The 14,940-nt window shown below is 56.9% G+C and carries 11 protein-coding genes and 2 tRNA genes; 3 read left to right on the plus strand and 10 right to left on the minus strand.

Translation table 11 applies throughout. The features are described 5' to 3' along the window. Positions 1–42: 42 nt before the first annotated feature. Both D3F01_RS06890 and D3F01_RS06895 read right to left on the minus strand, forming a co-directional pair. A tRNA-Asn gene (locus D3F01_RS06890) sits at positions 43–119 on the minus strand. A 41-nt stretch (positions 120–160) separates the two neighbouring features. Continuing rightward, positions 161–235 (minus strand) — tRNA-Glu (locus tag D3F01_RS06895). Between the two features lie 448 nt (positions 236–683). On the opposite strand from D3F01_RS06895, the gene pckA reads away from it, so the two are divergent. Next, positions 684–2,288: a phosphoenolpyruvate carboxykinase (ATP) gene (gene pckA, locus D3F01_RS06900; RefSeq protein ID WP_097771399.1), complete on the plus strand. Its 1,605-nt coding sequence runs from the start codon at positions 684–686 to the stop codon at positions 2,286–2,288. A 170-nt stretch (positions 2,289–2,458) separates the two neighbouring features. After that, positions 2,459–3,121: a helix-turn-helix transcriptional regulator gene (locus D3F01_RS06905; protein WP_242887334.1), complete on the plus strand. Its 663-nt coding sequence runs from the start codon at positions 2,459–2,461 to the stop codon at positions 3,119–3,121. 99 nt (positions 3,122–3,220) lie between these two features. Here D3F01_RS06905 and D3F01_RS06910 read toward each other — a convergent pair whose 3' ends face one another. From D3F01_RS06910 to D3F01_RS06920, 3 genes are all read right to left on the minus strand, one after another. Continuing rightward, the gene (locus tag D3F01_RS06910) at positions 3,221–4,633 is read right to left on the minus strand and encodes a glycoside-pentoside-hexuronide (GPH):cation symporter (protein ID WP_242887337.1); all 1,413 of its coding nucleotides are present in this window, start codon (positions 4,631–4,633) and stop codon (positions 3,221–3,223) included. Between the two features lie 335 nt (positions 4,634–4,968). After that, positions 4,969–6,486 (minus strand): sodium/proline symporter, encoded by a 1,518-nt coding sequence (locus D3F01_RS06915; protein ID WP_242887340.1) that lies wholly within the window; start codon positions 6,484–6,486, stop codon positions 4,969–4,971. Between the two features lie 177 nt (positions 6,487–6,663). Then, positions 6,664–7,671 carry an asparaginase gene (locus D3F01_RS06920; protein ID WP_117533839.1) on the minus strand — a complete coding sequence of 336 codons (1,008 nt, stop codon included), beginning with the start codon at positions 7,669–7,671 and terminating at the stop codon, positions 6,664–6,666. A 147-nt stretch (positions 7,672–7,818) separates the two neighbouring features. Here D3F01_RS06920 and D3F01_RS06925 point away from each other — a divergent pair, with 147 nt between their 5' ends. Continuing rightward, a complete protein-coding gene (locus tag D3F01_RS06925) occupies positions 7,819–8,673 on the plus strand; it encodes an NAD(P)/FAD-dependent oxidoreductase (protein WP_242887343.1) in 855 nt (284 codons plus the stop codon). A gap of 56 nt (positions 8,674–8,729) precedes the next feature. Here D3F01_RS06925 and D3F01_RS06930 read toward each other — a convergent pair whose 3' ends face one another. From D3F01_RS06930 to D3F01_RS06950, 5 genes are all read right to left on the minus strand, one after another. Beyond that, a complete protein-coding gene (locus D3F01_RS06930; protein ID WP_242887346.1) occupies positions 8,730–9,191 on the minus strand; it encodes a hypothetical protein in 462 nt (153 codons plus the stop codon). 28 nt (positions 9,192–9,219) lie between these two features. Further along, a complete protein-coding gene (locus tag D3F01_RS06935; protein WP_156076219.1) occupies positions 9,220–10,182 on the minus strand; it encodes a GTP-binding protein in 963 nt (320 codons plus the stop codon). A gap of 31 nt (positions 10,183–10,213) precedes the next feature. Beyond that, positions 10,214–11,434 carry a GTP-binding protein gene (locus D3F01_RS06940; protein ID WP_242887350.1) on the minus strand — a complete coding sequence of 407 codons (1,221 nt, stop codon included), beginning with the start codon at positions 11,432–11,434 and terminating at the stop codon, positions 10,214–10,216. Between the two features lie 317 nt (positions 11,435–11,751). After that, entirely contained in the window at positions 11,752–13,227 is a 1,476-nt protein-coding gene (locus D3F01_RS06945; protein ID WP_242887353.1) for a glycoside hydrolase family 32 protein, read from the minus strand. A gap of 24 nt (positions 13,228–13,251) precedes the next feature. Continuing rightward, on the minus strand, positions 13,252–14,925 hold the full coding sequence (locus D3F01_RS06950) for an extracellular solute-binding protein (RefSeq protein ID WP_242887356.1): 1,674 nt from the start codon (positions 14,923–14,925) through the stop codon (positions 13,252–13,254). Between the last annotated feature and the right edge of the window lie 15 nt (positions 14,926–14,940).

The following is a 14,940-nucleotide window of genomic DNA, read 5'->3' on the forward strand; positions in this document are numbered from 1 at the left end:
CAACAAAAAGAAAAAAGCGATGGAACATTTCCATCGCTTTACTGGCGCCTCTTGCCTGACTCGAACAGGCGACACCCTGATTAACAGTCAGGTGCTCTAACCGACTGAGCTAAAGAGGCATCTATATAAAACGGCATACAGCCGTTTTACTACTATAAAATGGTGACCCGTACCGGAATCGAACCGATGTTAAAGGCGTGAGAGGCCTCTGTCTTAACCGCTTGACCAACGGGCCATACGTCCATTTTTGCATCGGGGTTTTGCTCCCGACTCGATTATTTTAGCATAGCAGTCGTACTTTGTCAACAGGAAATTTCAAGTTTTTCAGAAATTTGTGCTGCGGGCCTCCCGCCCCGGTTTTTCCGCTCTGGGATACCCGATTGCATCCAGAATCGACAAAATATTATCAAAGTTGTGTTTTGGGTCTCTTTTCTTTATTTTGTTCGCCGCGGTTCCCCTTCCTTCTTATGAAATCACTTCAAACAGCTAAGATTCTGAATGAAATTTGTTACATTTATAAGAACCTTTTGTTCCCTCTGGTTGATTTTGGAACGTTTTTATGTATAATGGTAAACAGGAGAATACGCATCTGTATTTCTTCATCGCCCGCGCTGCCCATTGGCTAAGGGCATGTGCGTCGCGCGATCAGAATTGATCTGAACGAAAGAAGAGGTATAAGTATCATGGCAAAGGTAGATCTGAGCAAGTACGGCATTACCGGCACGACCGAGGTCGTGTATAACCCCTCTTACGAGCAGCTGTTCGAGGAAGAGACCAAGCCCAGCCTGGAAGGCTACGAAGTGGGCAAGGTCAGCGAGCTGGGCGCTGTGGACGTTATGACCGGCATCTACACCGGCCGTTCCCCCAAGGACAAGTTCATCGTGATGGACGAGAACTCCAAGAACACCGTTTGGTGGACCAGCGACGAGTACAAGAACGACAACCACCCCGCTTCTGAGGAAGCCTGGGCTGCCGTGAAGGAGATCGCAAAGAAGGAGCTGTCCAACAAGCGCCTGTACGTTGTGGATGCTTTCTGCGGCGCAAACAAGGACACCCGCATGGCTGTCCGTTTCATCATGGAAGTGGCCTGGCAGGCACACTTCGTCACCAACATGTTCATCAAGCCCACCGCTGAGGAGCTGGAGAACTTTGAGCCTGATTTCGTTGTTTACAACGCTTCCAAGGCCAAGGTCGAGAACTACAAGGAGCTGGGCCTGAACTCCGAGACTGCTGTTATGTTCAACATCACCAGCAAGGAGCAGGTCATCGTCAACACCTGGTACGGCGGCGAGATGAAGAAGGGCATGTTCTCCATGATGAACTACTTCCTGCCGCTGAAGGGCATTGCTTCCATGCACTGCTCCGCCAACACCGACCTGAACGGCGAGAACACCGCCATCTTCTTCGGTCTGTCCGGCACCGGCAAGACCACCCTGTCCACCGATCCCAAGCGTCTGCTGATCGGCGATGACGAGCACGGCTGGGACGACAACGGCGTGTTCAACTTCGAGGGCGGCTGCTACGCAAAGGTCATCAACCTGGATAAGGACTCCGAGCCTGATATCTACAACGCCATCAAGCGCAACGCTCTGCTGGAGAACGTCACTCTGGATGCCGAGGGCCACATCGACTTCGCTGACAAGTCTGTCACCGAGAACACCCGTGTGTCCTACCCCATCAACCACATCCAGAACATCGTCCGTCCCGTCTCTTCTGCACCTGCTGCAAAGAATGTCATCTTCCTGTCTGCTGACGCATTCGGCGTTCTGCCTCCCGTCTCTATCCTGAGCCCCGAGCAGACCCAGTACTACTTCCTGTCCGGCTTCACCGCAAAGCTGGCTGGCACCGAGCGCGGCATCACCGAGCCCACCCCCACCTTCTCCGCTTGCTTCGGCCAGGCTTTCCTGGAGCTGCACCCCACCAAGTACGCTGAGGAGCTGGTCAAGAAGATGAAGATGAGCGGCGCTAAGGCTTACCTGGTCAACACCGGCTGGAACGGCACCGGCAAGCGCATCTCCATCAAGGACACCCGTGGCATCATCGATGCTATCCTGAACGGCGATATCAACAACGTGCCCACCAAGAAGATCCCCTACTTCGACTTCGAGGTTCCCACCGTCCTGAACGGTGTTGACACCGGCATCCTGGATCCCCGCGATACCTACGCCGACGCTTCCCAGTGGGAGGAGAAGGCCAAGGATCTGGCTGGCCGCTTCATCAAGAACTTCAAGAAGTACGAGGGTAACGAGCACGGCAAGGCTCTGGTCTCTGCCGGCCCCCAGCTGTAAGCTCTGATCCCAGCATTTTTCTTCTGAACTCCATATAAAGAAGCTCCCCACCCTGTGCTCATTGACCGAGCACAGGGTGGGGAGCTTTTGCGTTTCAGCGTCTGTAAACGAAGCATCGATTGCCTTTTGGTGCGTGGTATGCTATCCTTTTTCCAAAGGATGTGAGCACAATGGATGCGAAAACGTTCGGGGCATTTCTCGCCCGGATGCGCAAGTCACAAGGATTAACACAGGCAGAGCTGGCCGAACAGCTTCATGTAACGGATAAAGCCGTCAGCCGATGGGAACGCGGGGTCGGCCTGCCGGACATCAACACGCTGGAACCACTGGCCGACGCGCTGGGGCTGACCCTTGCCGACCTGATGCACTGCCGCGACCCGCAGGAAGCAGATATTGCACCGGAAGTCCCGCTGGAAGATTTCTTTACCCTGCTGCGCCGTCAACAATCCATTGACTGGCGCTCGGTACGGGCAGTTTTGTTTTGGCTCAGTGCCGCACTGGCCATCTGGGGCATCCTCGCCTGCCCGGGCCGGATGGCCGTCCACTGGCGTACCCTGAGCAATGGGAACCTGCAGGCAGACGGCTGGCTTCCCTCCTGGGTGTTTTTCCCATTGTTCGTCGGGATAGAATTTCTCTCGCTGGAGCTCTGGAACAACTTTGAGCAGACCGGCTACTACCGACACTGGGGTGAGATAGGTGCCTCCGTCACCCGCTCCATGAACTTCTGCTCCCCTACTGTCCGGCTCTGGAAGTTTGTGCTCGACCTGCTGTTCTTCTTCGGGTTCGGCTTCGTGGTCCCCTGCGCTGAGATGATGGCGATTCTGATCAACTGAAAAAAAGAAAGCCCTCCTGTCGCACTCAGGCGAAAGGAGGGCTTTCTATCATCTTATCAGAAGGTTTCCGTTCTTATATTCCTCTGATTTTAAGATCCTTTACTTTTCGTTCTTTGCACGGCGTTCTTTCAGATCGCTTTCCATCTGCGCCAGCGTCTTTTTATCCAGATTGAACACCACGCCGTACGCAATGATCATCACGATATAGCTTCCCAGATACATGACCGGCACCAGATAGCGCATCCGGGTTGCCACTTCGATCGTCTGTGCAGCCTTCAGAGATGCATCATAGCCCAGTTTGGTTGCCAGAACAAGGCCCAGAGAAGGCCCGATGCCCTGTGCAAGCTTACGGAAGAAGGAGTGCAGTGCATAGGTAGTGCCTTCTTCTCGCACGCCAAATTTCCACTCGTTGTAATCGATCGCATCTGCCATCAGAGACCAGCTCAGGCAGTTTCCGACACCGCCGCCCAGCATTGCAATGATCTGACACAGGACATAAAGGCTGAGGCCCCGGCCGTCCGGTGTGATGGGCAGAACCAACATCAGGACGTAGGCCAGCGCACAGACTACTGAACCAAAGGTCACGGCTTCCTTCTTGCCAAAGCGCTTGACGATACGGCTCACAAAAGGACTGAAAATGAAAACGCCAAAGTAGGAGATCATACCCACAAGGCCGGAGATCTTTGCATTCTTGAAATAAGCCTGGAACAGGATCTGGCCTGCAGTAGAGGCACCATACATACCAATAAACGTTGCGATAGGTGCCAGCGTTGCGCCCACAGCCGGGCGATTATGGATAAAGTTGTTGAACGCCTTCATGACGTTGAACTTCGGTGCATCCTCTTTCAAAGTGATCGTGGTGTCCACACGCACCTTTGTGTTCGTGACCATAAAGCGGAAGCAGACCAGACCGATCAAACCCATGATCAGAGCGATGACAAACATCTGCTCACCGCGCAGGTTGTTCTGGTTATCATAAATGATCACCGGAATCAGCATACCGGTCAGAAGCCCACCGCCCATAGAACCAATGGAGCGGAAAGTCGACAGCTGTGCACGCTGGATCGGGTCATCCGAGATCAGAGACAGCATCGAGCCATACGGCACATTTGCAACGGTGTAGAAAGCATCCCAGATCATATAGCCTGCCACAAACAGAATGTTCTTGACCATACCGGGAGCCTGCGGGAACGGCAGATAGCAAAGTGCACCGGCCACGGTCAGTCCGATCGCACCGAACCAGATATAGGCAAGGAACTTGTTCCGGCGGTATTTGCGCGTATCCGCATCTACCATTGCTCCGATAATCGGATCGTTGATTGCGTCCCAGATCTGCACGATCAGCAGAAGGGATGCCATCAGGTAGTTGTCGATCCCCATAAACTGCGTCCAATAAATCGTCAGGTAACCTTTGAGCGCAAAACTCATATTGCAGCCAAAGTCACCCGCTGCGTATGCAAGTTTATCACGCAATCCAAACCCTGCAGACGCATCCACTGTTGATTTTCCCATGAAAATACTCCTTCCTCAAATTTCCGGACAATTTTGGCACACGGCCCGCAAGCCGTATGCTCATTTATAAATCCATGATACGGCATCTCCTTCCAAAATGTTAGTATTTTTTTATGGTATATCCTTACAATTTTACGGTTTTAAAGCATTCCTTGTTGTATACTTTAATTTATGCGGCATTTTCGTGACTCTGCACAAACAATTTTTTCTTTTTTGTATACAAAATATTTTTTCTTAGCCGAATCTTTTCTTTGTTGAGAACGGCGTTGTGCGCCGCATATAAAGCGCAAGGGCCATTGCACAGATTCCCGTGCAATGGCCCTTGCTATTGTTTCTTATTTCGCCGCCGCAAACTCGGCTTCGATCTCCTTCGAGGGGGCAGGGGTGACCAGGCTGACCACCACGCAGACAAGCAGCGAGGTCAGGAAGGCAGGCAGCAGCTCATAGATGCCGAACACGCCGCCCAGAGGGCTGACGAGGTACTTCCAGACAAAGACCATCAGGCCGCCGGCGAGCATCCCGGCCAGTGCGCCCTGCCAGTTGCAGCGCTTCCAGAACAGGGCGCAGAGCATCACGGCACCATACGCGCCGCCGAAACCGGCCCATGCAAAGCTGACGATGCCGAACACGCTGGAATCGGGGTCACGGGCCAGCACCACGCCCACCACGCTGACGCAGATGATGGTCAGGCGGGCAGCAAACAGGCTCTGGCGTTCGGTCAGCTTCATGTGGCCGAACTCCTGCAGGATATTCTGGGAGACGCTGGACGCGGCAGCCAGCATCTGGCTGTCGGCGGTGGACATGGTGGCGGCAAGGATGCCCGCCAGGATCAGGCCCGCCAGAACGGCTGCCAGAATGCCGTGCTGCGCAATGAGGTTTGCAATGCGGACGATGACCGTCTCGCTGGAGGAGCCGCTCAGGTACTCCAGCGCGCCTGCCTTGGTCATGCCAAGGCCCACCATGCCGATGATGATGGAGGCGGTCATGGCAATGATGACCCACACGCTGGCAATGCGGCGGCTGAGCACCAGCTTCTTTTCATCCTCAATGGCCATGAAGCGGAGCAGGATGTGGGGCATTCCGAAGTAGCCCAGGCCCCACGCCATGGTGGAGACGATGTCCAGCAGGCTGTACGAGGTGGCCGTGCCCTCGGCAGCGTTGTGGCTGCCCATCATGGTCAGGTAGCCGGGCAGGCTCTGAGCGTTGGCCACAACGGCATCCCAGCCGCCTGCCGCGCCAATGCCGTACACCAGCACGGCCACAAGGGCCAGGCTCATCACGATGGACTGGATGAGGTCGGTGGTGGTAACGGCGCGGAAGCCGCCCGTGATGGTATAGCCCACGATGACGCAGGCCGAGACCACCATGGCCGCCATGTAATCCACGCCGAACAGGCTGTGGAACAGCTTGCCGCAGGCGGCAAAGCCCGAAGCCGTGTAGGGCACAAAGAACACGATGATGATCACCGCACCCAATGCGTTGAGCAGATTGCGCTGGTCGTGGAAGCGCAGAGACAGGAACTGCGGCACGGTGATGGCTTCCAGATTGGCCGAATACCGCCGCAGCCGCCGGGCCACGATGAGCCAGTTCAGCCAGGTGCCCAGCGCCAGGCCGATGGCGGTCCAGCCGGGCGAGGCGATGCCGGTGAGGTAGGCAAGGCCCGGCATTCCCATCAGCAGCCAGCTGGACATATCGCTGGCTTCGGCGCTCATGGCCGTGACCAGCGGGCCCATTTTGCGGCCGCCAAGGTAGAAATCGGTGCTGTCATTGTTGGACTTGCTGTATGCAAACCCAACCAACAGCATTGCCACCAGATAGATGATGATGGTGGCGATGATGCAGATGTTGGTCATATACTTTTTCCCCCTTGTCTTTCCAAATGAAAGTACACTTCGATTTTACCACAGTAAAGCATCAAAGTGCAAGCCTTTTGGCAAAACTTTATCCTGATTCGCCAAAAGTCCACGAGTGGCGGACAAAAAGTTTTCAAACAGAAACGGGAGGTGCCGGTGGGGCATCTCCCGTTTGTTTCAATGATAGAATGTATCAAAATTGATCTGCCGGTAGAAGCGCTGCTGGAGCTGGTCAAAGTTCTCGCAGTTCTGGGCCAGCAGCCACATGACCTTGGTGACAACGGCCTCAATGGTCATATCGTGGGCCTCCAGGAAGCGGAAGCGATTCTTGACCCGCTTGCCCACCTCGTAAATGCCCACATCGCTGCCCTCATAAGTAACCTGCGTGGTCAGGATCAGGATCTTGTGGGTCTGGTCGTAATCGCCCAGCTCCTCGGCAAAGGCATCCATGAGCCGCTGGGGAATGCCGCCCACGCCAAAGCTTTCCACAATGACGCAGTCATATTGTTGAAAGATGGCCGGGATAAGCTCCGGCCCAAGGCCGGGGGTCAGCTTGAGCAGGAACACTTTGGGGTTCAGCGCCCGGCCAAACTCCACCGGGCCGGTGGGCCAGGGCGAAGCCACATACCGTACCAGCCGGTCGCCCTGCACCAGCGCCAGCGCCGGGAAGTTGACCGACGCAAAGGCATCGTAGCTGATGGTCTTGTTCTTCTTGGCGCGGGTGCCCGCAATGACGTGCCCGCCAAATACCACCATCACACCCCGGCTGCCCGGATCAAGGGCACAGATCACGCTGTCCCGCAGGTTCTTCTTGGCATCGGTGATCTCATTGGAAATGGGCTGCTGGGCACCCGTGAGGATGATGGGCTTGTCCGCATTCTGGATAAGGTAGGACAGCGCCGCCGCCGAGTAGGCCAGCGTATCGGTGCCGTGGCAGATGATGAAGCCATCGTAAAGCGCATAATTTTCCTGCACGGCTTTGGCCATCATCAGCCAGTGCTCCGGGCCAAGGTCGGTGCTGTCGATGCTGCACAGATTGAGCGTTTCCGGGCAGCAGAGCTGCTGTAATTCCGGCAGATGGGCCAGCAGCTCCTCGCTGGTCAGAACAGGCTTGAGCCCCTGTGCGGTGCGCACGCTGGCAATGGTGCCGCCGGTGGTGATAAAAAGCAGGCGCTGCTTGGACATAGGTTTTTCCCCTCCATGGTGTCGATTCTTGCGATGTTTTCAGTATAGCACAGTTCGTCGGAGATGAAAAGTGCGGGGAGTTGAGGTATAATAGTTATCATAAGATCAAGCTATCCTCTGTACAACCTACCATAAGGAGAAACTGCCATGTCTAACATTGTGATCATCGGTTCCGGCCCCGCAGGTGTCTCGGCGGCATTGTATGCCGCACGCGCCGGGGTGCAGACCACCGTTCTGACCAAGGGTCCCGGCGCACTGGACCGGGCCGAACTCATCCAGAACTACTACGGCTTTGCCGAACCCATCACCGGTGCCGAGCTGGAACGCCGGGGCATCGAGGGTGCCAAGGCCGTGGGGGTGGAGTTCGTCACCACCGAAGCCGTGGGCCTGACCTACACCGACAAGCTGACCGTGGAGACGCTGGCCGGGGATTTCCCTGCCGATGCCGTCATTCTGGCCACGGGGGCTTCCCGGGCAGCGCCCCGCATTCCGGGCCTTGCCGGGCTGGAGGGCCACGGCGTGAGCTACTGCGCCACCTGCGATGCCTTTTTCTACCGCGGCAGGGATGTGGCCGTGCTGGGCAGCGGAGAGTACGCCCTGCACGAGGTACAGGCCCTGCTGCCCGTGGCCCACAGCGTCACCCTGCTCACGGGCGGGACCCCGCTGACGGCACAGTTCCCGCCAGAGGTGGCCGTGCGGACGGAAGCCGTGGAAGCCATCCTCGGCGAGGAGCGGGTCACCGGCGTGCAGCTGAAAGACGGCGGGACACTGGAAGTCTCCGGCGTGTTCGTGGCGCTGGGCGTGGCAGGCAGCACCGCCCTGGCCCGCAAGCTGGGAGCCGAGGTGAACGGCAGCCGGATCGTGGTGGATGACCACATGCAGACCTCCCTGCCCGGCCTGTATGCCGCCGGAGACTGCACCGGCGGGCTGCTGCAGGTTGCCAAGGCCGTGTACGAGGGTGCCGTGGCAGGCACCGAAGCCGCCAAAGCCCTGCGGAAATGACCCAGACAGAAAAAGGACGCTGTGCCCTGCGGCACAGCGTCCTTTTATTGCTTTGCTCAGCTCTTGCAGCCGGATTCCTCTTCGATGCCGGTGAAATCGCTGGCCTCCGCGATCTTGGTGGCATCGAACTTGCCGTTCTCATCCTTGGGGGCAACGGCAGGGCCTGCCTCCACAGGATTCACGGTCGTTTCCTCTGCCGCAGGCTTTTCCTCGGCAGTCTCCTCTGCCCGGGCAGCTTCCACCACCGGGGCTGCGGGCGCAGTCTCGGGCTCGGCAGGAGCCTTTTCAAAGGCAGGGGGCCATGCGTCACCGGGAGCGGTCTCCTTGGCCTCGCCCTCGGCGTAGGCTTCGGCAGTCTTTTCGGCCTCGGCGGGGTCCTTTTCAGCTTCCTCGGGGAACTCCACGTTTTCGACGTGGAGCGGGTCCTTGTCGTTCAGAACTTTGTCCAGCACGACGATGGCGGCACCGGTAACAGCCACAGCGGCAACGGCACCCAGAACACGGAACAGAGTTTTCATGGTGAAGTCCTCCCTGTATAAGATAGGATTAAGAGAATGTTACGACATCGTTCTGCGGCTTTTCGGCGGGCTCCACCGAGATGGCGGTCAGCACCGGGCCCTTGCCGCGGTAGATGTTGTGGAACTTGTAATTGACCTTGGCGGTCACAGTGACCCAGGCGCGCTGCTCCAGTGCCTTGTAGCCATCATAGCTGCAGGGGAAGCCCACGAACTGGATATCCTGCACACAGCAGGTCATTGCAAAACGGCCGGGCACAAAGCTGTTTTTGCCCGCGCGGTTGGTCTGGCAGACCTGCGCCAGGAACCGGACGGTCTTGCCCGTATACTTCTGGGGCTCGTCCTGGCAGTCCATATACCAGATGCCGAAATCGTCCTCACCGATCTCAACGATCGGGGCGTTCAGATCGAAGGGCAGCGGGTCAGGGATGTCATCGTATGCCACGCTGCCGTCGGCGAACTCATAGGCGATATCGCACTTGCGGGAGGCCTGACGCACCAGCTTGTGCAGCTCCTGACGGGCGGCATCGTTGTTCACGGCCTCGGCGCGGTTGAACACGATCAGCTCACTGCGGGCGATCTTGTCCAGCAGCAGAGAGCGCATGGAGTTGTCGCGGGCATAGGTCAAGGCTGTGGTGCCGTCAGCCGTGGCGATGCACTGGTAGACGATCCAGTTCTCGGGCAGGTTGTTGGCCAGATCCTGCAGCAGCCACATGCCGTTGTACTCAATGACCACACGGCCTGCGCCGGATTCTTTCTCGAGCCTGGCCAGATTCTGGGGGTTCAGCTCTGCCTTATCCTCGAGGACCTTCAGGGTCACGCCGGGGAAGGCGAACTTCTTCTCGTTATATTCTTCTTCGCCCTCTTCGCAGACCAGCAGCAGGGTCTTGTCGCCGGAGTCGAAATTGGGGTCTTCAAAGGTCTCCTGAATGAACTTGGTCTTGCCGCTTTCGAGGAAGCCCACAAACAGGTAAACCGGGATCTCGTTTGCCATAATCGGTTTTTCTCCTTACACAACTTGCAGCTCAGCAGCCAAACAGTGCGGCAATGGCCTTTTCGTCCAGCTTGGAGCCGATGACGACCAGCTTGCCGCCCACATCAGCACCGCGCTGACGCACTTCCCACTCGCCGGGGACGTAATCGAACTCCAGCCAGCCGTCGGCACCGCCGTCCACGATGCCCTTGGAGCGCAGGATCATGCCGTACTTGCCGCCGTCCAGCTCGGTCAGTGCATGCTCGATGTCTGCCTTGCTGAACTTCTTGGCCGTCTCGACACCCCAGCTGGTGAACACCTCGTCGGCATCGTGGTCGTGGTGATGGTGGTGGTGATGGCCGCAGCAGCAGTGGCCGTCCTCATCGTGGTGATGATGCTCATGCTCGTCATGGTCATCGTCATCCTCATTGTCGTGGTCGTGATGGTGGTGGCAGCAGTGCTCCTCGTGGTCATCCTCTTCGTGGTCGTGGTGATGCTCGTGCTCGTCCTCATCATCGTCGTCATCGTCATCGTGATCATGGTGGTGATGGCCGCAGCTGCACACACCGTTCTCATCGTAATGATGGTGATGATGCTCGTGCTCTTCTTCCTCGTCCTCCTCGGCGTGCTCCTCATTGGCCTTGGCAGCCATGGCGATCAGCTCTGCCTTGAAATCGTCCTTGGAGGACATGGCCTTCAGGATCTGCTCGCCGGTCAGGGAATCCCATGCGGTGGTCACGATGGTAGCGGTGGGGTTCTTCTCGCGCAGCATGGCGACCGCAGCGGCGATCTTCTCCTCGCTGGCGGTCTGGGTGCGGCTCAGGATGATGCAGCTTGCGTGGCTGATCTGATCATCATAGAACTCACCGAAGTTCTTCATATACATCTTGACCTTGTTGACATCGGCCACGGTGACAAAGCTGTTCAGCTTCACATTCAGATGCTCAGCCACACCCTCCACAGCGCGGGTGACATCGCTCAGCTTGCCCACACCGGAGGGCTCAATGACGATGCGGTCGGGGTGGTACTGCTCCACCACCTGCTGCAGAGCGGCACGGAAATCGCCCACCAGAGAGCAGCAGATGCAGCCTGCGTTCAGCTCGTTGATCTGGATGCCGGACTCCTTCAGGAAGCCGCCGTCGATGCCGATCTCACCAAACTCGTTCTCGATCAGGACCACCTTCTGGCCCGCAAAGGATTCCTTGATGAGCTTCTTGATCAGGGTCGTCTTGCCGGCACCAAGGAAGCCGGAGAAAATATCGATATTCGTCATAATGCTGTATGCCTCTTTCTTTTTCCAAAAGCCCGCAAGGGCCGTTCAGCAATCAGAGCCGCAGAGTGCTGGCTCAAAAATCTTACACTCCTATTATAACAAGGCTGTCAATGGGAAACCGCCTTTTTTGATGAGAAAATTGTAACTTTTTTTGCAGTTTGGCTGCGTTTTCAGAAAACGCCGCCTCCCGGACACAAAAAAGCCCCCGGAACAGGGCAGAAAGCATAGAACCCATACAAAAACACAGCCCCGCTTTGGTGAAGAAGAAGCCAAAGCGGGGCTGTATTCAATGAAGGAGAAATGATGGGAATATCAGGTTACAGATTCAGCTCAAACTGTTCTGCCGTAACAGTTGCTTTGCCATCGGCAGCAAAGGTGATGCCGTCGGCAGACTGGGGCGTGTAGATCCATTCGGTCATGGTCTGCTCACCATCGTTGGCGAAAACTTCGATGCTGTTCTTATCCAGCAGGATGCGGAGCTTGAGCGCACCGTTCTGGCTGCGCACCTTGCAGCTGCGGCGGTGAACGATGTCGGCACGGGAACCGGCATGGCTGCGATCCAGCGTCAGCTGAGAGGTGTAGGGATCATAGGTCAGGCTGGTGTGATGGTCTGCATCGGCGGCCAGCTTCAGGGTGAAGGAGCGGTATTCGCCGGGCTGCACCGTGACGGTCAGATCGGCCACACGGCCCTTGATGCCCTCCAGCGTTGTTTCGCCTTGCACCGTCACATTTTTGTGGAAGGTGCGCTTGCCGTGGACGGCATCCAGCTCCCGCACGGGGGTCTGAATAATGCGTCCGTCCTTGATATGCAGCTCCCGGGGGCAGATGGTCTGCCCGAACCACTTGCAGCCCTGGGGCTTATCCTCGGTGTCCGACCAGGTCTGCAGCCATGCCGTCATAATCCGGCGGCCATCCGGGGCAAGGGTGGTCTGGGTGGCGTAGAAGTCGATGCCGCCGTCCATCAGCTGCACATTTTCCTTGGTGAAGGTGTGGGTGGCTTGGTCGTAGCTGCCGATGAAGGCAATCACGTTGTGACCGTTGTGGAACTCGCCCTTGGGCAGCATCTCCATGGGCCCCAGCATCAAGACCTGCTTGCCATCCAGCGGGAAGAAGTCCGGGCACTCCCACATTTTGCCGTACTGATTGTTGCAGCGTTCCAGCACCGTGACAAAGTGCCAGTCGAAGCCGTCCTTGCTCTGGAACAGTGCCGCTGCGCCGCTGCCGTCCTCGGCAAGGCAGACGGTGACGGCGGAGTAGGTGCCGTCGGTCTCACGCCAGATCTTGGGGTCCCGGAAATCGAACCTGCTGAAGCCTTCCGGCAGGTCTTTCTGGGTCAGCACCGGGTTGCAGGCAGGCTTTTCGTAGTTGAGACCGTCACCGATGGCGATGCTCTGGGTCTGGATGTCCCGCATCTCCCCATTGGGCTGCTTTTCTGCCACCACACTGGTGTACATCAGCAGCTGCTTGCCGTCATCCATCTCGGTGGCAGAACCGGAGAAGCAGCCGGGGCCATTGTCTGCCGGGGAATCCGGTGCGAGCGCACAGGGCAGATACTCCCAGTGCAGCAGGTCGGTGCTGACGGCGTGACCCCAGTGCATGGGCGCCCACCGCACATCGTAGGGATTATACTGATAGAACTGATGATACTGCCCCTTATAGTAGGAGAAGCCGTTGGGGTCATTGAGCCAGCCCACATAGGGGGTCATGTGGTAGGCAGGGCGTTCCGCCGGGGAAATGGCTGCGCCGTGCTCGGCCTCGTAGGCACGGGCTTTTTGTAAAGTCAAACCGTTCATGGAATCCTCCAAAGGAAAGAATTCTTATGCGTAGTAAGCATCCAGATATTTCTGCATAATGCCCAGATAGTCGGACAGGCCGTAGGCTTCCAGCTTGCTCAGATATTCGTTCCACTCTGCATCCGTAGTGCCGTTCATGATCCAGTTTGCCTTCTGCGTATTCATGTAGGTCTGCAGATCTGCCTGCAGGTTAGAGACCTGCTCGGTGTCCTCGTTGCTCATAAAGACATTGGGATAGACATAATCGTTGTTCATATCCGGGGTGTAGATATCCTTGATCCAGTCCAGACGGTACTGTGCATCGTCCGGGCAGGTAACGTATACACCATAGTAATCATCCAGAACCGCCAGAGGCCCGCCGACACACTGCGCCTCACGGACTTCCACGGGAGAAGCATCGCCCAGAGGAGCGTGCTTCAGCATGGGCTCACCCTTATCGTTGGTGGACATTTCAAAAATGTTAAAGCCTTCCGTATCGCCGTAAGTACCCCAGTTGTTCTGAGGAGACTGGAGGGGTGCGTACATCTGATCCAGCCATGCACAAACCAGTGCAGGATTAGTCGCCTTTGCGGTAACAACGCACTTGCCGCGGCCAAAGCCGCTGGTGAAAGAGCCGTTCTGCGGAGTGATATTCCGGGTATCGGCGGTCAGGGCAGGCAGCGGCTCCCAGTCGGTCAGATTGTCAATGTTGGCAACATCCCAGCTGAAGCAGACACCATAGCGGCCAGCCTTGCCCTTGGAGACATAGGTGGACCACTCCTGCGTGAAGCACTCCGGGTCAATGAGCTTTTCGGCATACAGCTTATGCAGCCAGTCCAGACCATCACGGTAGCCCTGCTGGGTGGCGGCACAGATGACTTTCCGGTCGTTGGTAACAGCGATATGGCGGTCTTTGTCTGCATCGCCGTAGCCTTCGCCAAAGCCATTGATGAGGATGCTGGGGTCCTGATCGCCGTTGTTGACGATGCAGGACATGGGGATGATGTCGCCGTCAATGCCATACTCTGCCTTGATAGAAGCGGCGTTATCACGGAATGCCATCAGCACCTGTTCAAACTCGTCCACTGTGGTGGGCATCGACAGACCGAGGAAGTTCAGCCACTTGGTATTGATGAAGCTCATGTTGCCAATGGTCTGGATGGCGGTCTTTTCTGAGCCGAGCTGCTCGATCCAGGGCAGTGCCCAGATGTGGCCATCGCTGTCGGTACACATGGTGCGGTACTCCGGGTACTGCTCAAAGACCTTCTGGAGATTAGGCATATTGTTGTCAATGTAGTCTTCCAGATTGAGGATGACACCCTGATCTGCGTAGCGCAGCAGATTGCTGTCGGTAAAATCAGCAGTAAAAACAAAATCCGTCAGGGTGTTGGGGTTGGACATATTCAGGGTGATCTTATCGCTCCACTGGTCGGACTGGATGGCGGTCCAGTCGATGTGCACATTGGTCTGCTCTTCCAGACGCTTGAAGATGGTGCGGTTGTTCGGCTCGGATTCGCTGCCCACAGGGAAGCTGGTCATACCGGTAAAGGTGACCTTTTCGGACAGCGGAAATGTAACGGCACCGGTCACGTCCACAGCTGCGGCAGCAGAATTGCTGCCGCCGGTGGATTTGCCGCCGCCACAGGCAGACAGAGCAGCGGCAGAGCCCGCCAGAGCGCAGACCTTGAGGAAGTTGCGGCGAGAGATCAGCTTTTTCATGGTATTTTCTCCTTT

Source organism: Faecalibacterium sp. BCRC 81149 (assembly GCF_022750605.1).
Classification (GTDB): Bacteria; Bacillota; Clostridia; order Oscillospirales; family Ruminococcaceae; genus Faecalibacterium; species Faecalibacterium duncaniae.